The sequence below is a fragment of the Roseburia sp. AM51-8 genome, from assembly GCF_003478275.1.
GTDB classification, from domain to species: Bacteria; Bacillota; Clostridia; order Lachnospirales; family Lachnospiraceae; genus Pararoseburia; species Pararoseburia lenta.
The window spans coordinates 450,523-475,806 of the sequence record NZ_QUEY01000002.1 but is presented as its reverse complement, the minus strand read 5'-3'; the positions used below and the strand labels follow the sequence as shown (position 1 = coordinate 475,806).

The following is a 25,284-nucleotide window of genomic DNA, read 5'->3' as shown; positions in this document are numbered from 1 at the left end:
GATCATCCTAGAACAGGCAATATAAGTGGAACATAAATGTTGCTTCTATATAAACCTATACCGGATCGTTAACCTTGTTAACTTCTTACTTCATCTTGATATCGATGTAAACACCAGCTGGCATTTCGAGTCTCTGCAATGCATCAACTGTCTTCTGGGTAGGTGTCATGATATCGATGAGTCTCTTATGAGTTCTCTGCTCGAACTGTTCTCTGGAATCTTTGTACTTGTGTACCGCTCTTAAGATAGTAACAACTTCCTTCTTTGTCGGAAGTGGTACCGGTCCACTCACCTGTGATCCGTTTTTCTTAACAGTCTCGATGATTTTCTTAGCAGATGCATCAACTAATTCGTGATCATATGCCTTGAGTGTGATTCTCATAACCTGAGTTGCCATAAAAAAGTCGCCTCCTTCGCACTTATTTCAATAGTACGACAAGCGGTGACTGTACACTTCTCCGTGTGTGTCCTAAAGATTAACACACGTGTCTCTACACAATGGTAGACTATATTTTGTACAGTGACTTGTCGCCAGTTTCCTAACTTGACATTCGCTCCACGGAAAACCTGCCAGATTACTATGGTGATAATCGGCAGCAACCTCACGCTTCAACGCTATCAATGTCACAGCAACATCTAATATACATGATAAAATCAATACTTGCAAGGTTTTTTGAATAAATATTGTATTTTTTCGCATACAATATTTTCAGTGGCATCTTAGTCTTTCTTCATATATAATATAGAAGCAATAAGAAGAATACAAATCGAACGATACGATAGATAGAATGCGAGGAATCATTATGTGGATAGCAGACCATTGGAAAGAATACGAAGTCATCGACTGCTCCGGCGGTGAGAAACTGGAGCACTGGGGAAAATACACCCTGCTCCGCCCGGACCCACAGGTCATCTGGAACACCCCAAAGAAGGTCAGCGAATGGAAGAAACTAAACGGGCACTATCACCGCAGCAAAAAAGGTGGTGGCGAGTGGGAGTTCTTTGATCTGCCACAGCAGTGGAGCATCACTTATCAACTGCCCCACACCGATAACGACAATCTCTATGTCAACCATAACGGCAGCCTGACTTTTCATCTGAAACCTTTCAGTTTTAAACACACCGGTCTTTTTCCGGAACAGGCAGTCAACTGGGATTGGTTTTCCACACTTATATATAATAGGAAGAAAGAGCACCCGGATCGCCCGATCAAAGTATTAAATCTCTTTGCCTATACCGGCGGTGCAACGATCGCCGCGGCAGCAACCGGTGCCGCAGTCACACATGTAGATGCGTCCAAAGGCATGGTCACCTGGGCAAAGGAAAATGCCGTATCCTCCGGTCTTGCCGATGCCCCGATCCGCTGGATCGTGGATGACTGCAAAAAGTTCGTAGAGCGCGAGATCCGACGCGGCAATCACTACGATGCCATCATTATGGATCCGCCATCTTACGGACGTGGTCCTAAGGGTGAGATCTGGAAGATCGAGGATGCCATCTATCCGCTCATAGAATTGTGTGCGCAACTGCTGACCGACCAGCCACTTTTCTTCCTTGTAAACTCATACACCACAGGCTTGCAGCCTGCTGTACTGCACTATATGATTTCAACCGCCTTAAAAGGCTATCCGGGAAGTGTAGCCGCAGAAGAAATCGGTCTTCCTGTTTCCTGCAACGGACTTACCCTCCCTTGCGGAGCCAGCGGCAGATTTGCCGGTCAGGATCTTCCGACCTCATTATAAACACCACAAGGAGTTTGACAGTATGGAAACAGTTTTAATCATAGATGATAGCGGCATCAACCTGCGTACCGCCAAGGAAGCACTGGATGACTACTACAATGTCGTCACAGCCAATTCCTGCAAAATGGCTCTTCGTTATTTAGAAAAACATACACCAGACATCATCCTGCTCGATATCCAAATGCCGGAGGTGGACGGTTTCGAGACATTGAAAGCCATCCGTTCCCTGCCACAGACCGAGGACACACCTATCATTTTCTTGACAGCACAGGACAATGTTGCCGATGAGATCCACGGACTGGAACTGGGCGCAGTCGATTACATCCATAAGCCCTTGCAGCCCCAGATCATGCGCATGCGTATCCGCACCCAGTTGGTTCTGGCACATTATCAGGATCACCTGGAAGAGATCATCATGCAAAAGACAGAGCAGGTCGCACGCGTAGAGACGGCACTGGTCGCCAGTTTAAATGACCTGTTGGAAATCCGTGACGGTATGACCGGCTCCCACGTCAGACGCACGGCAAAATATTTCGAGATACTCTTGAATGCCTTAGACAAGGCACATACCTTCCCGGATGCGATCACACCGGACTACAAGGCAAGATTGCTTCGCGGTGCTCCACTGCATGACCTGGGCAAGGTCGGTATTTCCGACAACACCCTTTTAAAGCCTTCACTCTCAGCCCGGAGGAAATGGAATTTATGCGCCAACACTCCACCTTTGGCGGTCAGGCGCTTACCCATGCGGTTGAGATCGTTGGCGAGGACAGTTTCTTAAGCGATGCCAGAGACATGGCATATTACCATCATGAGAAATGGGACGGATCCGGCTATCCAAAAGGACTTGCCGGCGAAGATATACCCCTCAGCGCACGTATTCTGGCTGTCGCGGATGTCTACGATGCTCTGACCAGCCAGCGCAGTTACAAAGACGCTTTTTCGCATGAAAAAGCCGTCTCCATTCTCTTAGATGAAGACGGCACTTCTTTTGATCCTCGTATCATGCAGGTCTTTCGTCAAATCACAGACGAGTTTGCTCAGGCTAAAGCATCTTTTTCTTCCGAAGCCAAAGCATAACCACGATGCAAAGCAGCAGCGTTATCACACAAATGATCGCGAAACCATGCGGTGTGGACGAAAACGGCATCCATTTGCCACCGACATTCATGCCCCAGAGTCCCGATATGATCGTCGGGATGGACATAACGATCGTGATCGCTGCCAGATATTTCATTACATTATTCAGGCGATTGTTGATGACCGTCGACATCAGTTCTCTGGTACCATTGATGATGTCACGATAGATCTGTGTCATCTCGATCGCCTGTCTGTTCTCAATGATCACATCCTCTAATAGTTCCTGATCCTCCGAATACTGACGGAGCCTCCCATAACGTGTCAAACGATCCAACACCACACCATTTGCGCGCAGTGACGTAGCAAAGTAGACCAGATTGGATTCCAATTCGTGCAGGTCGATCAAGTCAACATCCTCGGTATTCTGATCGATTCTTTCCTCGATCTCAGTACGCTTTCTGTCAATACTGCGCAACAGGCTCTGATAGACCATGCAGGCATTGTATAAGATCTGATAGGTAAAACGCATCTGTTTTTTGGTGGAGAAATCGCGCACACGTTGTTCCACAAAGGAACGCAGTACGGCAGTCTCCTCCGCACATACCGTGATCACCACATCTTCTGCAATCAAGATCCCCAGCGGGATTGTGGTATAGGAATGGCGGTTGTTACGCATTTCTGCTGATGGGATATCCACCAGAATAAGTGTATATTCATCTTCCAGATTGATACGGGAACTCTCCTCATCATCGAGGGCCGCCCGCACATCTGCGATATCCATATGAAAACGATCACTGATCTCTGCACATTCTTCCAGTGACGGTGCGGTAAGTTTTACCCATGCACCGGTATCGAACTGATCTATTTCGGAGATGATACGGTTGTCCGTTCTGTAAATGTTTATCAATTCTGTCTACCTCCTACTTTCCAGCAACTTTTCGGATCACTTCCTCAAAATGCTTTTTATCGTAAATCACAGGCACCGGATAGAGGGGATTGGCTTCCTGATCTGCCCACTCTGCCATCTGTGCAATATCTTCCTCGCGGATCTGCGGCAGATGCTCCGGGATACCCATGTGTTCATTCATTTGTCTGATATGTCTGATAAATTCTTTGGCACGTTCTGCCTCGCTTCCTTCGCAAGCCACCTGTGAAAGGGTTGCAAGGCGCGCTAATTTTCCATAGACCGCCGATCCGTAGTCTTCTAAGACGATCGGCAGAACCACCGCGTTCGCCAGACCATGCGGCACATGATAAAGCCCTCCGATCGTATGCGCAATGGCATGCACATTTCCGACGCAGGCTCGTGTAAAGGCTGCCCCCGCCTTAAAGGATGCGATCAGCATTTCTTCCCTGGCTTCCAGAGAATTTCCCTGTTCGTAGGCTTCCGGCAAAAATCCCATGATCGCCGTGACCGCCTCTTCGCAATATTCGATAGTCTCTTCCGTGCGGTAAGTCCAACTCAGATAGGCTTCCACCGCATGCGTCAGCGCGTCCATACCGGTCGCTGCCGTAATATCTGCAGGCAGGGATACAGTAAGACTTGGATCCATCACGGCATAATCCGGCACCAATACCGGATCATTGATGGCATACTTGTGGTTCTCGGCATCATCCGTCACAACTGCTGCAATGGTCGTCTCCGAACCGGTTCCGGCTGTGGTTGGAACAGCGACAAAAAAAGGAACCTGCCGGCCGACCTTTAATTGTCCCTTCATGTCCTGCAAAGACTTATCCGGGCGGGCAACACGCGCCGCCAGTGCCTTTGCCGCATCCATGTTGGAACCACCGCCAATCGCAATGATGCTGTCACAGTCATGGTCTTGATAGATCTGGTACATTTCCTCGATCTGTGAGATCGTCGGATCAGGATGCACCTGATCATAGATGACCGATCGCTCGGAGAGATCATTGTAGAGATCTTTCAAAAATCCGGTCTTGCCAATGCGGGGTCCGGTGACGATCATAGGCGCCCAGACACCTGCTTGCTCCAAGATCTCCGGGATACTGTGAAAACTATCCACGCCCTCCAAGCGCTCTGGCTCCTTCCATTTGACCACTTTCATTCCAATATTATAAATCCATTGATATACACGGCAATATGCCTTTTTTAAACCCATATTTAACCTCTCACAAATGCTTCTAATTCTAATGGTTTATGTAACAAGACCACATGTGGCAGGGTCTCAAGCAGAGATTCCTCGCGAAATCCCCATGCACACAGGGCACAATCCACACCGGAGTTTTCTGCTGTCGCTGCATCCACATCCGAATCACCTACATACAGGACGTGCGGCTTGATCCATTCCAGCCAGTCTGCCTCGGATAAGGCATCCTTTCCGCCCATGCGCGCCCATGCCCGGTCGGCGTAGAGCTGACGCAGTCTGCGCAGTGCTTCTTCCACCGGGGCTGCTGCCGGTTTTCTTGGACGGATACCGTCATCGCCCACCGCAACACGCACATGGTTCTTGAAAACATCACGCACCAGCACATCTACAGACTCCTGATTTTTGTTGGTCACGATCGCCATAGGCATATCCTGCTCCTCATAATCGTGCAAAAGTTCCATCACACCATCATAAGGTCTGGTCTTGATCTGATTATGGGTCAGATAATAAGCCTTAAACATGGCAAAGGCTTCTTCAAAACGTGGATTTTCCTCTCCCTGTGGGGTTGCCTTGACCATGAGGGTGCGGATACCATTTCCAACGAACTGCCGAATACTCTCCAACGGATGCACCGGATATCCCATCTGCATCATCACGTAATTCACGCTGTCCGCCAAGTCTTCCAATGTATTCAAAAGCGTTCCATCCAAATCAAATAAAACAATATCGTATTTCATCTTTTGTTTACCTTCTTTCTTCACGTTCCTATCTTACCACAGGCAGGCAAGAAAAAAAACCACCTCTGTCTTACAAAGGTGGTTTCTATATACCGTCATCCCACAGCGCAGTCAGGGACGACGGGGCAAAAGTCAGACGAATGTCCGGATAGCATAACAAACATCCGCCATCTGCTTATCAAATTATTTGGCATCGCTATTTCGGATCTGTTCTCTGACCTTTAAGATCATAGAAGGGCTGACCGAAAGTTCATCAACGCCCATTTTAATGAATGTGTCTGTGAGAGTCACATCTGCACCAAGTTCGCCGCAGATGCCGACCCAGCAGCCTTCCTTATGTCCATTATCAATGATCATCTGCAACATCCGAAGGATTGCCGGATGATGTGCATCATAGATATTATCCAGTTTCGGGTTCTGACGGTCGATCGCCAGTGTGTACTGGGTCAAGTCATTGGTTCCAACCGAAAAGAAGTCAACTTCCTTTGCCAGAAGATCCGAGATCATGACCGCCGCAGGTGTCTCGATCATAATACCGAGTTCCACCTTGCCATACGGAATGCCCCCACTCTTTAACTCCTCCTGCACGGTCGCACACATCTCTTTGGCAGCCTTGACTTCATCCACAGAGATGATCATAGGAAACATGATGGAAATATTGCCATAATAAGATGCACGGTAAATCGCGCGCAACTGCGTCTTAAAGATCTCCTTGCGATCCAGACAGATACGGATGGCACGATATCCCATCGCCGGGTTTTCCTCATGTTCCAGTCCAAAATAATCTACCTGCTTATCCGCACCGATGTCAAGGGTTCGGATAATGACCTTTTTGCCAGCCATGTTCTCTGCGACTGTCCGGTACGCCTTAAACTGCTGTTCTCGCTCGGATAATCCTCTGTTTCCAGATACAAAAACTCACTGCGGAAAAGTCCGATACCGCCGGCATCATTAGCAAGTACACTTGCCACATCGCCAACACCACCGATATTTGCATAAAGGGCGATCTTCCTGCCGGCTTTCGTGACATTCTCTTTGCCCTTTAATTCCTGTAAAAGTCTTGCTTTTTCTACTTCTTCCTGGCGAAGTGCCTCATACTTCGTCAATTCTTCCTCCGTCGGATCCAATAGAAAGACACTGTTTCTGCCATCCACGACAGCCATATGACCTTCTGCATCCTCGGGATAATCTACTCCAATAAGCGCCGGAATATTCATGGTTCTCGCCAGGATCGCTGTATGCGAATTGGTGGATCCATGACGGGTTACAAAGGAAAGCACCTTGGACTTGTCCAGTTGCACGGTCTCACTTGGTGCCAGATCATCTGCCAAAATGATGACCAGCTGGTCTCCCAGTCCTGCCTGCTCACTGCCGCCCTGCAAGATATGGATGACGCGATTGGAAATATCTTTGACATCTGCTGCACGCTCTCTCATATAATCATCATCCATGGCTGCAAACATTTCGGCAAAATTATCGCCTGTCGTTGCCACGGCATACTCTGCATTGATGCCCTGGGATGAGATCATATTGGTGATAGACTCCACATAATCCAGATCATCCAGCATCATCTGATGCACTTCAAAAATGGCGGCATTTGCCTCGCCCACTTCTTTTAATGCCTTTTCGTAAAGGGCTGCCAACTGGCTCTTTGCCTGCTCCTTTGCCTGGGTAAAACGCTTGATCTCCAGATCCGTATCTGTGACCTTGCTACGTTTTACGACCTGATCCTTCTTTCCAAAGATCTTGCACTTTCCGATTGCTATTCCGCTAAAAACGCTTTTACCTTCTAATTTCATATTCATCGCCCTCTCTTCGTTACTGTGCTAAACTACTACGAGCGCTTACCCGCTATCCTGTCTTACAGATTTTCTTCCAAAAACTTGCCAAGTGCTTCGATGGCTGCGTCCTCATCCTCGCCCTCGGTCTTTAAAACGATTTCCTGTCCACATTTTACACCAAGTCCCATAAGGCCTAAGATTCTCTTGGCATCCACTTCTTTTCCATCCTTTGCGATGATAACCTTGCTTGTAAACTTTGCTGCCTCTTTCACTAAGACACCTGCCGGTCTTGCATGGATTCCTTCCGGATCTGTGATCGTGTATGTGATTTCTTTCATGATATTTTCCTCCTTATGATCTTTCTTTTTATATTTTAGATGCAGCGGAAGCATACGGCTTTTCTGCTTCCGCCCATCTATATTCCTTTTTAAACTTCCTGTGCGTCCTTCTTGATAAAACCAAGCATGACGGTCGTAACAATGGAACCGATGATCCATGAAAGGATGTAAAGCAAAGGCTTTCCAACGGTTGCAAATACGAAGATACCGCCGTGAGGAGCCATCAGGGTACATCCAAAGAATGCACTGAGTCCGCCTGCGACACCTGCACCAACCAGAGTACATGGGATCACATGTGCCGGGTCACTTGCTGCAAATGGAATGGCACCTTCTGTGATGAAAGAACATCCCATAACAAGGTTGGAAACCTTAGACGCACGCTCTGCCTCGGTAAACTTCTTCGGGAAGAAATGACAGGCAAGGGCAATACCGATTGGTGGCACCATACCACCGACCATGATGGATGCCATTGCAATGTAGCATGCCTGGACTGCCGGGTCTGTTGACTGTGCGCCGCTTGCCATCAGATCAGATGCTGTTGCAAGCATTCCTGTACCAAAGACATAGGCTGCCTTGTTGATCGGGCCTCCCATATCGATCGCCATCATGGCTCCCAAGAGACATCCCAGCAAGGTGATCAGTCCTGCCTTTGCCAGGGCTGTCAGCATGGTAGAGAGTCCGGTGTTGATCAATCCGATGATCGGGTTAAAGATAAAGCACATGAGGACACTCACGATAAACATACCTACGACCGGATAGATCAGGGTCGGCTTGATGCCCTCCAAAGAATCCGGCAGTTTCTCGCACAGTTTCTTGAGTCCCAAGATAATGTATCCTGCAAGGAAACCTACCAGAATACCGCCTAGGAAACCGGAAACGGTCGTACCGCCATGCTCTCCCTGGAAAGCAAAACGTCCAACAAAATCGCTAAAGCCGGACAGATTGCCCCAATCATAATCGGTAAAGAGAGCATTACCATTGGATGCCAGAAGGCCTCCGGTAAAACCAACCGCAAGACCCGGACGGTCTGCGATGGAATAAGCAATGTAGCCCGCAAGTACCGGAACCATAAGTCCCATAGCAAGACCACCTACATATTTAAAGAATGCGGATACCGGTGTGCAGGAACCGAAACTTCCGCCACCGATCGCACCATAGCCCATCAAAGTATCGATCAAAAAGGCGATCGCTGTTAAGATACCGCCACCGATAACGAACGGAAGCATGTGCGATACCCCATTCATCAGATGTGTATAGATCTGATGTCCTACGCTGTCTGTCTTTCCTGTCTCGACCTTGCTCTCTTTCTTAGCGGCCCTTGCATGGTATGCCTTAGCATCCCCTCTCATAGCACGGTCAACCAGTTCTGCTGCCTTGCTGATGCCATCTGCCACCTTACACTCGATCAATGCTTTGCCATCAAAACGATCCATTGGCACCTTGGTATCTGCGGCAACGATAACTGCCTTTGCAGAGGCGATCTCTGCATCCGTAAGTACATTCTTGGCTCCTCCGGATCCTCTGGTCTCTACCTTGATCCGGCATCCTGCTGCGGCTGCTGCCTTTTCTAAGGCTTCTGCTGCCATATAAGTATGTGCGATTCCGGTAGGACATCCGGTAACCGCAACCACAAAAGTCTCCTCTCCGACCTCTGCTTTTTCTGCCTCTGCCTTGGCTTCCTCTTTTTCTTCCTTGTCCGCCTCAGCCAGATCGATCACATGCAAGAAGTCCTCCGGGCTCTTTGCCTGCATCAGATCCTTTGTAAACTGCTCATCCATCAAAAGGACGGACAAGCGACTAAGTACCTCCAAATGCACATTGTCTTCTGTATTTGGTGCTGCGATCAAAAAGATGATATGCACCGGTTCTCCGTCAAGTGCATCGTATTCTACGCCCTGTGGCACGACCATGGCTGCCAGCCCCGGTGCCGATACTGCATCCGACTTACAATGTGGGATTGCAATCCCCTCTCCGATACCTGTCGTTCCTTCTTCTTCTCTTGCAAAAACCCCCTGCAGATAAGCGTCCGGATCCGCGATGTTGCCGCGTTTGCACATCAAGTCTACCATCTGTCTGATGGCATCTTCCTTGCCTGTTGGTGTCCCCTGCAACTGAATGCTTTCTACACCAAGCAAATCTCTCACTTTCATGTGTGATTCCTCCTTTTACCTTTCCTATAAAATAATGTTTGACACATTACTTCCCGATACTATGCATCAAAGCGAGGACTTCGTCCCTGGTTGCCAGTTCCTCTGAGAATGCGGATGCGCTTCCCGCACACAGTCCCATATAAAATGCTTTGGCATAATCATGTTCTTCCATATATCCTGCGAGGAATCCTGCTACCATGGAATCCCCGGCACCGACCGAATTGACGACCTTGCCCTTCGGCGGCATACTTTCAAATCTCTGTCCATCCTCTGTCAAAAGGACTGCTCCGTCCCCTGCCATAGAAACCAGGACATTGCGTGCCCCACGCTCCTGTAACTTTGCGGCATAGGTAAAGACTTCTTCCTTATCCTCCAATTCCACGCCAAAGACCTCACCAAGTTCGTGGTTATTTGGCTTGATCAAAAATGGGTGATAAGGCAATACATTTACCAGCAGATCTCTGGTCGCATCCACAATGATATGCAACTTCTTGGAAGATAAGTGCTTCATGATATCCATATAGATGTCATCCGGCATGACATCCGGTATGCTTCCGGCGAGCACTAAGACATCGCCGTCCTCCAAACGATCCAACTGTTGATACAACTGTCTGATATGTTCCTCGGCGATCGCAGGTCCCTGTCCGTTGATCTCGGATTCCTCATTGGAACGGAGTTTGACGTTGATACGGGAAATCCCTTGCTCTACCCGGATGAAATCTGACTGTACGCCCCATTCATCCAAGAGTCTTACGATCTCCTGTCCGGTAAATCCTGCCATGAAGCCAAGTGCGTGACTATCATGCCCCAGATTTTTCAGCACCATGGAAACATTGATCCCCTTGCCTCCCGGATAAACGATCTCCGTCCTGGTACGATTGACACGCCCCAGCATAAAATCATCCACTGACACGATATAATCCAAAGAAGGATTAAAGGTCACTGTATAGATCATTCTCCCACCTCCTTAATATTTGAAAAATCTCTATACTTTTTGTTTATCTGATCCGTTAAAACGGTTGCATCCGCAAAGTCCCCAAAAGTCACGGTGGATATCTCACCGAACTTGCTGGCATCTGCTAAGATGTAGGCATCCTTGGTCTGTGCCAGTGCTCTGCGCTTGATCAAAGCCTCTTTGACCTCCGGTGTGGTAAATCCCTGTTCTACCGTCACGCCATTGGTTCCGAAAAAGCCCTTGGTAAAATTGTATTTAGCGATGGAAAGCACTGCCTCCTCACCGACGATGGCATCCGTCGTTCCCTTGAACTCACCGCCCAGAAGATAGACGGTACAGCCTAAGGCTGCCAGTTTTCTCGCATGACCGATGGCATTGGTCACATACATGGCATTGCGGTTGAGCATAGGATCGATCATCAACTCTGTCGTCGTGCCTGCATCCAGATAGACCACATCATAATCAGAGATCAAATGCGCCGCATAGCGGGCGATCGCTACTTTCTGCTCTACGTTGCGCTCCTTGCGTAACTGGACGTCATCATCCTGCGTCCGGTAAGAAGCAGCGTCCTTCATCATGGCACCGCCATGCACCTTGATGAGTTGTCCTCTGGCATCCAGACTGTTGAGGTCACGGCGGATGGTCGACTCTGACGCATCCAGACGTTCCATCAATTCTGCGACCGTCACAGAACCGCTTTCTTCTAGTATGGACAATATTCTTGCAAATCTTTCTTCTGCTAACATAAATTCACTTCCGTTCAACTTCATTCAAAATCATTCATTTGATGTTCGTATTATACAATCACATTCAGTCATTTTCAATCATTTTCCGTCATAAACTTCAACAAATTTTCCATATCGTTTTTGTATATTATCCATAATTTCCGACATTCTATACAAAAAACAGGGCAAAAAAAGAGCGAAGGTCTGAAAAACCTTCACTCATCCTTCATTCTGCTCTCCTTTAATAGTCCACCTTCAAGAGGCAAAGCCCCTTTGCCGGTGCTGTCGGACCTGCCACCTTACGGTCGCATGCCTCCAAAATCTCCCCGACCTCTTCCGGTCTCTTTCGCCCCAGACCGACTTCGATCAACGTTCCTGACATGATACGCACCATATTCTGTAAAAAGCCGGTGCCATGGAAGGTCAGATAAACATATCCCTTACGCCGGCGCACGGTGATCGTGTCTACGATACGGACGGTCGACTTTTTCATACGGCTGTTGCCGCAAAAACTCTTATAATCGTGTTTGCCTTCCAGAAAATGCGCCGCTTCCTGCATGGCTTCCACATCCAGTTCCTGATCCAGTGGCGTATAATACTTACGGTCAAAGACCGGTTTGACCGGACCATCAAAACAGGTGTACTGGTAAGTCTTTCCCACTGCCTTATACCTGGCATGGAAGCGGTCAGCCGCCTCCCGCACTTCCAATATGGCAATATCGTCCGGCAGATAACGGTTGGCATAATCACGGATCTCTTCCGGTGACATCTGCGTATCCAGCTGCACATTAGCAATCATGGCGCGGGCATGTACACCTGCATCTGTACGCCCCGCGCCAATCACGTCTACCATGTCCTTATCCACCATACGGGCAAGGACTGTCTCTATTTTTCCTTGGATGGTTTCGCGATCCGGCTGGTGTTCCCAGCCGAAATAACGCGAACCGTCATAACTGATCTTTAATTTGTAATTCTTTTCCATTATACTCTCTTGAAGCGATTTACCTGCTCATTCAACTGCTGGGAAATCGCCTGATTGTTTTCTGTTTCTGCCTGGATCTTGTTCATAGCCTCTACCAAAGATACGGCATTCTGTGCAACACCTGTCACATCCTGTGCGTTCTCATCAATAGCAGTAGAGATATCGTTGATACCATTGTTCATATCCTCAACGGTATTGCGGATCTCGTCTGTCTTGGCTGCGAACTGTCCCAATACTTCATTGATACTGTCTGCATCTGCCTCGTACTGCTCCACAACCTTAACAAATCCATCGTAGTCCTGCATAACTTTTTCGTCGATAAAGGCAAGCATATTCTGTGAATTGGATGCCAGTTTCTCAACGGAACCGATAACCAGTTTGGAAATCTCCTGAATGTTGTTGGCAGTCTCACGGCTGCTGTCTGCAAGTTGACGGATCTCATCCGCAACAACGGCAAATCCCTTGCCTGCCTCGCCTGCTCTTGCAGCCTCAATGGATGCATTCAAAGCGAGTAAGTTGGTCTGGCTGGCAATATCCAAGATCTCGCCGGTCAATTCTGTGATCTTTTCTGCACTGCGGCTCTCCTCCACGGCATCTTCTACCATGCCACGGATCTCTACGATACGTCCGCTGGTCTCGTTCTTGCCGGAGATCGTCTCTGCATGCAGATTCTGTGCTCTGTCTTTGATCTCATGTACCAGATCGACACCGCCGCTGGCACTGTCTACCATGTTCTGTACTTCTGCAAGGATAGCATCACTACCGGAAGTGATGGTACTAAGTGTTGCAGCGATCTCCTCCATGCTGGCTGCCATCTGCTGCATAGCGGCAGATACATTGTCTGCATTGGCTGTGGAAGAATCTACAGAATCCAGAACAGCCTGTGCAGAAGATGTCATATTGTCTGCCTCAGACTTGAGGTTTTGCATAACATTCTGCAACTGATCCAAAAATCCGTTCATGCCCATTGCCATCTGACCGACTTCATCACCGTAACGCACCATGATACGCTCGGTCAGATCACCCTCGTTCTTGGAGATCTTATCAGAGATCTGACGGATCTGCTCACCGGACTTCTTGGTCGGACGAACGATGGTCTTATAAACGATCAGAACCATAACGAGGATGATAAATACAACCACACCGGAGCAGATATAGTTGATCTGGCGGATACGGCTGATCGCCTGTGTATTGGTCCTTTCGATATTGGCTAATTCACTGTTAAATAATTCCTCGAAGTCACCCTGTGCGATCTGCACATAAGTATATGGTCCACCCAGGGCAGACAAAGTATTGGAAGCCGCCTCGATATCCCCCTGCTGACACTTGGTCAGGATCAACTCTGCGGAATCCAGGAAATCTTCCATCTTGACTTCCCATGCATCCACGCGGGAGATCAAGTTCTTGTCTCCTGTCTTCTTGACACATTTCTTGGTCGTATCCATATTGTCACGCACGGTCTGGATCGCTGATTCCAGTCCGGAGAAGTTGACATCCTTTGGACGGTTGACACAGGACTCTGCGTACTTTGCCGTCTGCTGATATGACTCTGCAGTCACGCTCTTTGCCTGCTCCAACTCCATATAGACGTTGACCAGTTTGTCGTTATTCTTCTCAACTGTGCCAAGGATGGAGATATTAGCAAAAACAACGACCAAAAAGGAGATCCCCATGACCGCCATACAAGAATAGATCTTCATACCGATACTGGTCTTGTGTAACTTGCCCGGCTTTTTCTTTGCTTTCTCAGCCTTTTTGCCGCGAACCTTGGCAGCCTTCTCCTCTGTTAGTTTCTTTTCCTCTTTCGTTTCTGTCTTTTCTACACGTTCTTTTTCCATAATACAGCCCCTTCTCACTATGTATTATCTATGATGTTTTATTATATAGTTTCCGACAAAAAAAGACAAGGGCGATCCACAGATCGTCCCTGCCTTCTCTATTCTTTCATATGCTGTTACTTTTGCTTTTTCCTTCTCGGTACAAAGCGAAGCACGGTCGTCACTGCCAGGAGTGCGATCAGAATACCGCATACAATATCCACTGCCATTGTGATCTTCTCTGTATCAGAAGGTTCATCCACGAAATCGGTTCCCGGCATTGCACCAAGCATTGCCTTGGAATTTGCTACCGTATAAAGGACACGGTGCATAGCCTCTCTCGCGTAGTGATAGGTTGCTGTATCATTTTTATCAAAATCAAATCGTGCAGAATCTGCTAAGTAGGTCAACTTGATGTCTCCGCCTGCCTCGATCATCTGGTAGCCATCCATGAATACACCAGTATTGGCATTATCTGTGATCATCATGCCGTTGAATGCCCATTCATTTCTGGCAATGCCGGTCAAAAGATTGTAACTTCCGCCGGTCCAGGTATAACCGATACGGTTAAATGCGGTCATGACTGCCTGACATGCACGGATCTGTCTGGTCGCGTTCTCATAAGTGCCATCGTTCTTTTGCTCCAGATAGTTGAGTTCCACATCGCCCAGTTTCATGCACATTTCAAATGGCTTTAAGTAGATCTCTCTTGCAGACTGCTCATTGAGCCATGTTGCAAGTCCGTACTGTCCGTCACGGTCGCCTCGGTGATCTTCCTGATCGTTAAAGGCAAAGTGCTTGATGTAAGCATATACCCCCTTGGTTGCTGCACCGTAAACCTGATTGGATGCAACAGCACCGGAGAGGTAAGGATCCTCGGAATAATACTCACCGTTACGTCCTGAGAACGGTGTACGATGGATATTCATAGATGGTGCATACCAGCCGTCCATGCCACCGATGATCGCCTCATTACCGATCATGGTTCCCATTTCTCCTGCCAGTTCCTGATTCCAGGTCTGTGCCAGTGTCATAGAGTTCGGATAATATTTCCCGGTTCCGCCATAGATCAGTCCGTTTGCAGAATCCGCATCGGTACAGAATGGCATATCAATGGAATCAATATACTCAATACCATAACCGGAAAGTCCGATCGTGTTGTAGTAATCTTCATAAGTCAATTCGTCCAGAAGGTCATCCCACTGTGGATCATCAAAATCAAGTCCACGCATCTGGATCAGGGTCAAACCGTTTTTCTTTCCGTAAACGATCTTGTCATCAAACTCGGATGCATCGACCGGTGATCCGGATTCAAAGGAATCTAATGCCTTTAAGCCACCTGCATCAATGGTCTTGCTGTAAACATAAGATGCAGGATTGCCATCTTTGTCACTACCGTTGATCTCATTGCCCCAGGTACTGATCTCATCTGTCGGCTCCCCATCATGTGTCGGGAAAGTTCCGGTCCAGTCATTTCTGGTCAGATAGTTCACATCACCCTTGGCATCATCAAACTGGTTGGTGATCTCTGCACCACTATAGGTATCCTTGGCATAAGTTGTCAGATCAGTGTCTGCATTCTCCGGCTCGTACGTGGTTACCATGGATGCATCCCCTGCCTCTGTCATGCCATCTGCGGTCGTCTTGCCCTTTGCGGTCAAAATATTGTTGATGGCTTCATGTGCATCTTTTGCTGCTGTGATGTAATATGTGCCGGCATCCAGGATATAGGTCTTTGCGCCATTGGCATCATATGCCTTAAACTGTTCTTCATCAAAGGTCATGGTGACAGTCTCAGATGCGCCCGGCTCCAAGACAGATGTCTTTCCATATGCCAACAGTTCTACGGACGGCTTCTCTACTCCGTTTTCCTTGTCATAATCGGTATATGGACTTTGTGCGTAAAGTTCTACGACATCTTTTCCTGCGACAGATCCTGTATTGGTCACTTCAACCGTAGCGGTTGCGCTTCCATCTTTCCAGGTGATCTGTGGTGCGTTCCAAGAGAAAGTCGTGTAGGAAAGTCCATAACCAAACGGATAGCATACCTCAGAAGCATAGTCATAATCTCCTGCATTGCCCTGTCCTAATACAACATCCTCATAGCGTGTCTCATAGTAGCGGTAACCGACATAGACACCTTCTTCATAACTAACATAGTTATATTTGGTTGCATCGCCATTTTCATCATAATACTGGTAATCACCAAAGTTCTGTGCAGCCGGTGATGCAAGGGCATCTGCTGCAAAGGTATCTACGGTTCTGCCGGATGGATTGACCTCTCCGCTCAAGATCTCTGGCAAAGAAGAAAGACCACTCGGTGCTAAAACGATCGACTTGATATTAGCATAGTCATTAACCCAGTCCAGTTGTAAGGCTGCATTGGAATTGACCACCAGTACCACATTGTCAAAGTTATCATTTAAATAAGATAAGATTTCCAACTCTACGGAATCCGGCTCCAGATAAGACTTGGTCTGGTCTTCTGCCTTGTCTGTGTGATTATACATAGAACGCGGCATATCACGACCTTCGCCAGCCACTCTCTTTAAGACATAGACTGCGGTCGTACCGGAAAGACTGTCTACCACCTTGTCGTCTGCCGTGATCTTTTCCAACGGGCACTCATTGATGGCAAAGTCTTCTTCATCACCAAAACTGATAGAGCCTGTGCCAAGTCCATAAGATGATCCGTCGCCCTTGTCATAGAACTTCCAAAGAGTCTTATTGACGGTATAGCCGTCTGCTTCAAAATCCTCTTTCAGACTGCCGCTGCCATGTCCCATGATACCGGCATGTGTTGTGACGGTAACGGAGTTTCTGCTAAAGAAACTGATCGGCGTATCCTTGGAAAGTGGAAGTGCATTGTCCTCATTTTTCAAAAGCACAATACCCTCATCCGCGATCTGGTCTGCCAGAGCATCTTCTGCCGCTCCGATCTCATCCTCCGAATAATCACTCTTGTTATAATCCAGATCCAATCCCTTAGTATCCACGCCGGAGTTGTCGATCACAGAGTCATTGGCTCCCATCATGGCATTTACCATACGATTGTTATCCGTCAAAATTGTGTTAGCAGCCACGATCGCTGCGACCATGACCGCAATCAGGATCAATGATATGACGGTCTTGATGATCTTGCTTCGTCTGGTCGGCTGCTTTTTTTCCTTTTTCCTCATAACGAAAAACCTCCTTCTTACATTTTGCGGTAACGCACAAAGCGCTACCCCATCTTTGTAAAAAAGAGGTTAGCATACTTTTTCTTTTTGTGAACAATGTGTGTCCTGTTCTGTCATTTTTGTGTCGTAATCGGTCTATCGGCTCCGTGGAATGGTAATACGCAGGACAAAGATATCCTGCCCGGTCTCTAAGGTTAGAAAGCCTCCGTACTTTTCCGCCATGGTGCGGATACTCTCCATGCCAAAGCCGTGATAATCCTTATCTTCCTTGCTGGTCTGGGGCAGACCATGCTTAAAGTGCAGTGCCTCGCTGTATGGGTTTTCGATCTGGATAAAGATCAGATTGACCTTTTCATGGATCAGAATACTGATACAGCGCTTTTCTTCCTCCACCTTGCGGTTCGCCTCAATAGCATTGTCCAGAGCATTGCCAAAGAGGGTGTATATGTCTATGGCATCCATAAAAAAGAGGAGTTTGCCATCGATGATCCCATGCATGCGGATGCCGTTTTCCTGACAGACCAGACTCTTTTCCGTCAGGACGGTATCGAGGATAGGATTGCCGGTATGTAGGATGGAGTCATAGATCATAACAGATTTCTCGATGGAGTCTACGACCTGCCTACGCTCCTCGGAATCCGTGATATTGCGGAGTCCTGCGATCTGGTGTTTCAGGTCATGGCATTTATGGTTGATCAGTTCGATGTTCTCCTTGGAGAGTTCATACTGCGCCTTATTCATCATAAAGAGTTGTTCCTGCGCCGACATCTCTTTTTGCAGATGCCACTGTCCCATATAGTTTCGCTGGTTGATCATGACAAAGAGACAGCAGACCAATCCATAGATCCCGTGCAACGTCCGAAATCCCCAGAAAGAGGAGGCCAGACTCATCAGAAGCACGATAAAGAGCGTAACCAGAGTCATCCAAAGCGAAGTGATGGCATCTGTCTCATAGTGATGATTTTGCACCATCTTCTTGGCGAAGAAGAAGTAAAAAAAGACATAAGCTCCCAGATGAATAAGCAGATAACAAAGGTGGGGGCTTTCCGCGATCTGGCTATGGGTCGCACTGTTGACCAGAAGGCGGATGCAATATGCCACATGCTCGGTCGCATAGCCCATCATGATACACAAGACCGCTTCCTTGAGCGTCACTTCATAGCAAAAAAGGATTGCCAGCAACATTGCCACGAGCAGGACAGCGTAGAGCAGGACATATACAAACAAAGAGGTCAATGCCGCCAGATCTCCGTGTCCCGGGATCGGAATAAGGCCAGCCAGTTGTGGGAAAAACTGCATCCAGACCGCCTCAACGATCAAAAGTACGAGACCAGTCAAAAGACAGCGCCAGCCTCCACCCTTTCTGATTCGCAGCGGCAGTACATAGATCAGGATTGCCAGAAACAATTCCATTGGAAAAATAAATTGATGTAGAAATGCTAACATGAATCCTCCTTACCTATCATAACCGGCTTCCAAAAACTGACTGAGTTCCTGTAAGAAAGGCTTTTTTCTGGATCTGGAAAAAGGCAGATGATAGGTGCCGACCTGCACATCATCCTTATCTACACTGATCACATTTTTTAGGTTGACCAGATACGCCTGGTTGCAACGGCTGAAATGATAGTCTGCGAACTCCTTTTCCGCTTCTGCCATGGAAGAACGCATGGTATAGGTCTCGTGGGCGGTCACATAATAGACATTGTGATTGCGGACTTCGATATACAAAATATCATCCGAGGACACCTTTTCCCTGCGTCCGTCCTTTTGTAGCATGACATATTTCTTTTTGCCCTGCTTTTCCACCACGCCGATCGCCTTGGTAAGTTTTGGCTCAAATCTGCCGTAATCGATCGGCTTTAAGATAAAATCCAGAGCATCCACTTCATAGCCCGCTACCGCGTACTGCGCCATAGTCGTGATAAAGATAATGACGACTGCCTGATCCATACTGCGGATCTTTCTTGCCGCTTTCATCCCATCTAAATGCTTCATCTTGATATCCATAAGCAGGATGTCAAAGCCACCGTGATAATCATCAACCAGGTCCATCCCATCCGAAAAGACGCTTGTGGCAATGTCAGCAAAATGCTCCTCGCGATACCGCTTGATATAGGAAAGCAAGGTAGCCTGATATTCTTTTTCATCCTCTACGATTGCGATTCGTATCATATAAAATCCCCCAAAATCATCTAATTCTTTGCAAACTCCGGTCTGCGCATCTCAAGAACAACCAGTATTATGCAGACGATCGTCGCTACCAGATCCGCGATCGGTCCCGCATACATGACTCCGTCGATCCCCATAAAACGCGGCAGGATCAGAAGCAGTGCAGAAGAAAGATGATCTGTCTTGTCAACGACATAAAAATACCCTTTTTCGGTTTACCGATCGCCGTGAAAAAGTTGGCTGAAATCGGCTGCATAAAGCACAGGCAGATAAAAAACAGGTACTTGCGGAAGAAATTCACGCCAAAATCAAAGTAAAGTTCCGATCCGTTACCAAAGATGGAAATGATCTGTCTCGGAAATGCCTGAAAAAGGACAAAGGAGATCACGCAGATGACAGCAGAAATGCGAATCGCCATAAAGTAGGATTTCTTCACGCGACCATACTTTTTTGCCCCATAGTTGAAACTAACGATCGGCTGCAAGCCTGGGAAATACCGATGACAAATGCCATGACGATCATGGATACCTTGGCGATGATACCGGAGCAGGCGATCGGGATAGACTCGCCGTAGATGGACAGACCGCCGTAGTATTTAAGGGTACGGTTGAGCACGATCTGTACCAGCATCATTGCCAACTGGTTAAAGCAAGGTGCCGCGCCAAGCGATACAACCCAAAGGACGACCTCTGCCTTTGGCAAAAAAGCGTCCCTATGCAATGGCACAGTCTTATAATGTGACAGATAGACAATAACCATGATACTGGCAATGACCTGTCCAATCACGGTTGCAGCCGCGGCTCCTGTCATACCCCAGCCAAAACCAAAGACAAAGATGGCATCCAGAACTGTATTTACCACAGCACCGACAATGTTGATCGCCATGGTCATCTTTGGACTACCGTCTGCACGCACCAGATGTCCGCCTCCGGTAGACAGGATCAAAAACGGAAAGCCCAATGCCGTGATCCTCGTATATTCCATAGCATAAGGCAGGACTTCTTCCGGCGAACCGAAAAAGCGCAAAAGCGGCGCTAAGAATAAAAGTGTGACCGCGGATAAGACAACGCCTAATACCAGCATGACCGTAGCCGAATTGCCGATGTATTTTCCGGCGCCCTTAGAGTCTCCCCGCCCCATAGAAAGATTAAAGGTAGACGCACCGCCGATACCCATCAAAAGCGCGATCGCCACGCAGGACGTGTTGAGGGGGAAGGCGATATTGGTCGCCGCATTTCCCAACTCCCCTACCGCATTACCGATAAAGAACTGGTCTACGATATTATAAAGGGACGATACCAGCATGGCGATGATGCTTGGTATGGCAAACTGGCGCAGCAGTTTATTTTCCGGGACATATCCCAAAGGATTGTCCGATCTGATTTCCTTTTCCATAAATATAACCTCTTTTCCATTTTATTTTACACAAATTCCTCTGATTTACCAGTAAGAATACACAAATAAAAAAGCACACCCCAAAGGATGTGCTTCCTGACAGCGAACCGTTTCTCTTATAATTTTACATGTCTTTTCAGACGCTTGGTAAGGATCAAAGCAATACCGATCTTGCAGAGATCCGGAATGATAAACGGGATAACACACCAGCCAAGTACGGCTACGATGCCGACAGCACCTGTATTTGCAGTGTAAGCGATCATGAACCACATGGTTCCAAAAGCATAGCATACAATCAGTCCTAATACCATAGAAAGACCTAATACCCATGTCTTTTCGCCAAATTTTGCTGTGATAGCCCACATAACGAGGGCAGAGAAAACAAAGCCAACGATATAACCGCCGCTATTGCCGAGCAGGGCGCCAATACCACCGGAAAATCCGGCAAAGACCGGAACGCCAATGGCTCCCAATAATACATATGTTAAAACTGCGATCGTGCCTCTTTTTCCTCCTAAAAGACCTACTGCCATAAAGACTGCAAATGTCTGTAAGGTAAATGGAACCGTTGCCGGAATGGAAATCCAAGAACAGATTGCCATAACTGCAACAAAGAGTCCGATATACGCAATGTCTACGGTACGAAGTGCTGTTGTTTTTGTCTGTGCATTCATGATAACTTCTCCTTTAACTTGTCTTATTTATAACTTTTCCTTACTCAGAATAAAAGATTGTTTAATCTTTGTCAAATTACATATTTCTATTTTGACTATTAGTATTTCTTATAGTATCTTATTTTTGTATAATCTTTAGCACCGGTAGCAGCTCAAAGAAAGGATAATTCTATGTTAGTAAGCAAATATTTTGTCTGGTTCATCATATACAGTTTCATGGGTTGGATCTATGAATCCACCTACTGTACCATCCGCAAGCATCACTGGGAAAACCGCGGATTTTTGCACGGTCCCATCGTTCCCATCTACGGAGTCGGTGCCCTGCTTGCCTCCATCCTGTTTTCGGAGTTTCCCATCTCCGGTATGCAGGAAGCCAGCAACTTAAAGATCTTTTTGATCTGCTTCTTTGGCAGTATCGTTTTGGAATATACGACTTCCTGGGCGCTGGAAAAACTTTTCCACGCTTACTGGTGGGACTACAGCAATGTTATCTGCAATATCAATGGTCGTGTCTGCCTGCCGGCATCCATCGGCTTTGGACTGGCAGGCATTCTGGTCGTCCGCGTCATTTATCCTTTTGTCAGCGGCATGACACACGATACCAATGTCTATCTGATGGAAGCCCTGTCGCTGGTCTTTATGTTTTTATTTGGCATGGATATGGCTCTGACGATTTCCGCCCTGACCAATTTTGCCAAGAACTTCAACCGGATCGAAAGCGAGATCAACGAGCAGATCGCAAGTGCCTACGAGAAACTGGATACCAAGGCAGCCGATGCCATCGGCAACATGATCGAGAAGTCCGAACAGATCCAGGAGAGCGCTTTTGTCCGCAAGGAACTGGCAGAAGAAAAGGCTGCCGCCCTGCGCGAACGTCTGACCAAAGAGCGTCTGGAAAGTCTTTTTCTGTCCTCATCTGCTGCACAGAAAAGTACCCTGCTCAGTATCCAAGGCTTCAAGCGCAGTAAAGATGGCAATGAATTGCGCCAGCGTATGCGCACCATGATCGACGAGAAACGCCACAACAGACAAAAATAAATTTAGGCAGGGAATACGATGGTGATCGTGGTTCCCTGATCCGGGGCGGAGTCCACACGGACACTCGCTCCATGTAATTCTGCGCCGTGCTTTACAATGGAAAGTCCAAGACCCGTGCCGCCGGTCGCACGCGAATGGCTCTTATCCACGCGGTAAAATCTTTCAAAAATACGTTCCTGCTCTGCCAGTGGAATACCGATTCCCGTATCTGCCACGCTCCAGCAGATGCCTTCTTCTGTCTTTTCGGTCGTGATAACCACCGTTCCCTCATCTTTATTGTAATGAATGGCATTGTCACATACATTGTAAAGCATTTCATAAATGATCTGCGGCATGCCACTGATAGACAAACGCTTGCCCTGATAAGAAATGGAGATATGCCGTTTCTTTGCCGCAGGCTGTAAAGTCTCAATGATCTCCTTGCTCATCTCAAACAGATCAATCGTCTCTTTTTCCAGTTCCAGATTTTCATCATCCAGTTTTGACAGGCGGATGATGTCCTGTACCAGTGTTGTCAGGCGGGCTGCCTCCTGATAGATCCTACCGGCAAATTCCTTCTGATCTTCCGGCCGCACGATCCCATCCTTTAAAAGTTCCGCATAGCCGGAGATCGACATAAGGGGTGTCTTTAATTCGTGAGATACATTTGCCGAAAACTCCTGCCGCATATTCTCCAACTGCTTTTTCTGGGTCACATCCATAATGAAGATGACAACACCGGTATTTGTGCCGTCCTGGATGACCGGATTTCCATGCAGTTCATAGGTCACATCATCAATGGTCATATGTTTGACCATGTCTTTTCCGGCAAGCGCGCGTCCACCACTTCCTTCAACTTCTGGTTGCGGTTTACGACAATGATATTCTGTCCCATACACTCTTCCGGTTTGATCTCAAAAATACGCTGGGCTGCCCGGTTGATGGAAAGCACATGGTGACGGTTGGTCACGATCAGACCATCCTTCATATTTTCCGTAATGGCTACATATTCCTGCTGCTGCTTGTTGCGCTCCTGCACCTGTTCTTTCAAGGCTTCGTTCTGGTCTGCGATACGACGCAGAAAAGGCACCAGTTCATCATAGGCGACATTTTCCAGCGGATGATCCAGGTCGATTGCCTCCAAAGGCTCCATCATGCGCTTTGTCGTCCGGTCGATCAGATAAAAACTCAGGATCAGCAGTAAGACCAATGGCAGCAGCAACATGAAAACGCCCGGAAAAAGGGTCCCATAGACGCTGTCGATCGTATCCCCCACGCGCAGGATCTGTCCATTATCCAGACGAACGGCTGCATAGTAACTGCGCTTGGCATAAGTCGTCGAGTAGCGGCTGGCACTTCCCCTGCCCTCTTTCATCGCCTGGGCTATCTCCGGTCGGGATGCGTGATTTTCCATCTCTGCTGCATCCTCATAAGAGTCATACAAGACATTACCGACGGCATCGACTACGGTAATGCGCCCGGTCACACCATCTGCCAGACCTGTTTCAAGGGAAGTTCCTCCCAGTTCATCCACAGCCTTTGCCAGATAATCCACCTCGTTATCCACGCGCTCCGTCATATTTTCTTCTAATTTGTTATACATAAAGAAAAAAGCAGTGACAAAGGTAACAAGGATCGCCAATGTCACCAGAATTGCCGTGCTTCTAAAAATGCGTTTTCTCATATCATTCCCCTATCCGATAGCCAATCCCGCGGACGGTTGTCACATAGTCTCCTGCCGGTCCTAACTTTTGCCGCAGGGATCTGACATGGACATCCACAGTACGCGTTTCGCCGTCAAAATCATAACCCCAGATGCTGTTTAATAACTGATCTCTGGTCAGTACCACGCCCTGATTGCGGATCAGATGGGACAAAAGATCATATTCTTTCTTGGTCAGTTCCACTTCCCGATCTTTCACAAAGACCTTATGGGACGCATTGCAGACCCGGATATCCTCATAGACCAGATCATCCCCTGCATCTTCCTTTTTGGTGCGGCGCAAGACCGCCTTGATGCGCGATACCATTTCCATCATGCCAAAAGGCTTTGCTATGTAATCATCTGCCCCGCTGTCAAGCCCCAGGACCTTATCGTATTCGCTTCCCTTTGCGGTCACCATGATAACCGGGATATCCTTGGTCTTGCCATCAGTTTTTAAGCGATGTAAGATTTCCAGACCATTCTCTCCCGGCAGCATGATATCCAAAAGGATCAACTCCGGTCTGACATCTTTTCGCAGTTCCTGCCAAAGAGCCGCCCCCTCCGAAAAACATTTGATCTCAAATCCATTTGCCAGCAGTGCATACTCAACCAGTTCCCGGATATTCTTTTCATCTTCTACATAATAAATCATATGATCTTCTCCATGATCTCCAACTCGCGTTTCCTGTGTCTCATATCACTATCATAGTATTGCACCGCGGACGATCTT

21 protein-coding genes and 2 pseudogenes are annotated in these 25,284 nt (G+C 47.7%); 4 read left to right on the top strand and 19 right to left on the bottom strand.

The annotated features are described in order from the left end of the window. Positions 1–85: 85 nt before the first annotated feature. Positions 86–397 (bottom strand): 30S ribosomal protein S10, encoded by a 312-nt coding sequence (gene rpsJ, locus DW996_RS06010; RefSeq protein WP_118535170.1) that lies wholly within the window; start codon positions 395–397, stop codon positions 86–88. Positions 398–803: 406 nt separating this feature from the next. Between rpsJ and DW996_RS06005 the strand changes: the two genes are divergently transcribed. The 3 genes from DW996_RS06005 to DW996_RS05995 are packed head-to-tail and all read left to right on the top strand — an operon-like array spanning position 804 to position 2,822. Further along, positions 804–1,742, top strand: a complete 939-nt coding sequence (locus DW996_RS06005; protein WP_118280301.1) for a class I SAM-dependent methyltransferase — start codon at positions 804–806, stop codon at positions 1,740–1,742. Between the two features lie 22 nt (positions 1,743–1,764). Next, entirely contained in the window at positions 1,765–2,523 is a 759-nt protein-coding gene (locus DW996_RS06000) for a response regulator (RefSeq protein ID WP_118535169.1), read from the top strand. Further along, positions 2,448–2,822, top strand: coding sequence for an HD-GYP domain-containing protein (locus DW996_RS05995; RefSeq protein ID WP_158575239.1), 375 nt, complete (start codon positions 2,448–2,450; stop codon positions 2,820–2,822). The genes DW996_RS06000 and DW996_RS05995 overlap by 76 nt, the downstream gene beginning before the upstream one ends. Here DW996_RS05995 and DW996_RS05990 read toward each other — a convergent pair. The 15 genes and pseudogenes from DW996_RS05990 to DW996_RS05920 all read right to left on the bottom strand — a co-directional run bounded on the left by DW996_RS05990 (position 2,788) and on the right by DW996_RS05920 (position 21,832). Beyond that, positions 2,788–3,729: a magnesium transporter CorA family protein gene (locus DW996_RS05990; protein WP_118280303.1), complete on the bottom strand. Its 942-nt coding sequence runs from the start codon at positions 3,727–3,729 to the stop codon at positions 2,788–2,790. The two genes, DW996_RS05995 and DW996_RS05990, sit on opposite strands and share 35 nt — an antisense overlap. Before the next feature lie 13 nt (positions 3,730–3,742). Then, entirely contained in the window at positions 3,743–4,942 is a 1,200-nt protein-coding gene (locus tag DW996_RS05985; RefSeq protein WP_118535167.1) for an iron-containing alcohol dehydrogenase, read from the bottom strand. 2 nt (positions 4,943–4,944) lie between these two features. Continuing rightward, entirely contained in the window at positions 4,945–5,667 is a 723-nt protein-coding gene (locus DW996_RS05980) for an HAD family hydrolase (protein ID WP_118535166.1), read from the bottom strand. 183 nt (positions 5,668–5,850) lie between these two features. Beyond that, positions 5,851–7,466, bottom strand: a pseudogene (gene ptsP, locus DW996_RS05975) (phosphoenolpyruvate--protein phosphotransferase). Positions 7,467–7,528: 62 nt separating this feature from the next. After that, entirely contained in the window at positions 7,529–7,786 is a 258-nt protein-coding gene (locus DW996_RS05970; RefSeq protein ID WP_118535251.1) for an HPr family phosphocarrier protein, read from the bottom strand. Between the two features lie 89 nt (positions 7,787–7,875). After that, positions 7,876–9,936 carry a PTS fructose transporter subunit IIABC gene (locus tag DW996_RS05965; RefSeq protein ID WP_118535165.1) on the bottom strand — a complete coding sequence of 687 codons (2,061 nt, stop codon included), beginning with the start codon at positions 9,934–9,936 and terminating at the stop codon, positions 7,876–7,878. Positions 9,937–9,982: 46 nt separating this feature from the next. Continuing rightward, positions 9,983–10,891, bottom strand: a complete 909-nt coding sequence (gene pfkB, locus DW996_RS05960; RefSeq protein ID WP_118535164.1) for a 1-phosphofructokinase — start codon at positions 10,889–10,891, stop codon at positions 9,983–9,985. Next, entirely contained in the window at positions 10,888–11,637 is a 750-nt protein-coding gene (locus tag DW996_RS05955; RefSeq protein WP_118535163.1) for a DeoR/GlpR family DNA-binding transcription regulator, read from the bottom strand. The genes pfkB and DW996_RS05955 overlap by 4 nt, the downstream gene beginning before the upstream one ends. Before the next feature lie 220 nt (positions 11,638–11,857). Next, a complete protein-coding gene (gene truA, locus DW996_RS05950) occupies positions 11,858–12,598 on the bottom strand; it encodes a tRNA pseudouridine(38-40) synthase TruA (protein WP_118535162.1) in 741 nt (246 codons plus the stop codon). Continuing rightward, a complete protein-coding gene (locus DW996_RS05945) occupies positions 12,598–14,436 on the bottom strand; it encodes a methyl-accepting chemotaxis protein (RefSeq protein ID WP_118535161.1) in 1,839 nt (612 codons plus the stop codon). Before DW996_RS05945 ends, truA begins: the two co-directional genes overlap by 1 nt. A gap of 116 nt (positions 14,437–14,552) precedes the next feature. Further along, positions 14,553–17,594 (bottom strand): glycoside hydrolase family 3 N-terminal domain-containing protein, encoded by a 3,042-nt coding sequence (locus tag DW996_RS05940; protein ID WP_118535160.1) that lies wholly within the window; start codon positions 17,592–17,594, stop codon positions 14,553–14,555. A gap of 135 nt (positions 17,595–17,729) precedes the next feature. Beyond that, positions 17,730–19,040, bottom strand: coding sequence for an ATP-binding protein (locus tag DW996_RS05935; protein WP_118535159.1), 1,311 nt, complete (start codon positions 19,038–19,040; stop codon positions 17,730–17,732). A gap of 9 nt (positions 19,041–19,049) precedes the next feature. Next, a complete protein-coding gene (locus tag DW996_RS05930; RefSeq protein WP_118535158.1) occupies positions 19,050–19,766 on the bottom strand; it encodes a LytR/AlgR family response regulator transcription factor in 717 nt (238 codons plus the stop codon). Between the two features lie 20 nt (positions 19,767–19,786). Continuing rightward, a pseudogene (locus DW996_RS05925) lies at positions 19,787–21,158 on the bottom strand (MATE family efflux transporter). Positions 21,159–21,274: 116 nt separating this feature from the next. Further along, positions 21,275–21,832 carry a biotin transporter BioY gene (locus DW996_RS05920; RefSeq protein ID WP_118535157.1) on the bottom strand — a complete coding sequence of 186 codons (558 nt, stop codon included), beginning with the start codon at positions 21,830–21,832 and terminating at the stop codon, positions 21,275–21,277. A gap of 171 nt (positions 21,833–22,003) precedes the next feature. Here DW996_RS05920 and DW996_RS05915 point away from each other — a divergent pair, with 171 nt between their 5' ends. Further along, the gene (locus DW996_RS05915; protein WP_118535156.1) at positions 22,004–22,870 is read left to right on the top strand and encodes a putative ABC transporter permease; all 867 of its coding nucleotides are present in this window, start codon (positions 22,004–22,006) and stop codon (positions 22,868–22,870) included. Positions 22,871–22,872: 2 nt separating this feature from the next. Here DW996_RS05915 and DW996_RS05910 read toward each other — a convergent pair whose 3' ends face one another. Genes DW996_RS05910 through DW996_RS05900 form a run of 3 tightly spaced genes read right to left on the bottom strand, consistent with a single transcriptional unit; the run spans position 22,873 to position 25,206 of the window. Further along, positions 22,873–23,667, bottom strand: a complete 795-nt coding sequence (locus DW996_RS05910) for a sensor histidine kinase (RefSeq protein WP_118535155.1) — start codon at positions 23,665–23,667, stop codon at positions 22,873–22,875. After that, the gene (locus tag DW996_RS05905; protein WP_118535154.1) at positions 23,652–24,533 is read right to left on the bottom strand and encodes a PAS domain-containing protein; all 882 of its coding nucleotides are present in this window, start codon (positions 24,531–24,533) and stop codon (positions 23,652–23,654) included. The genes DW996_RS05910 and DW996_RS05905 overlap by 16 nt, the downstream gene beginning before the upstream one ends. A 1-nt stretch (position 24,534) precedes the next feature. Beyond that, positions 24,535–25,206, bottom strand: coding sequence for a winged helix-turn-helix domain-containing protein (locus tag DW996_RS05900; RefSeq protein WP_118535153.1), 672 nt, complete (start codon positions 25,204–25,206; stop codon positions 24,535–24,537). Positions 25,207–25,284: the final 78 nt, after the last annotated feature.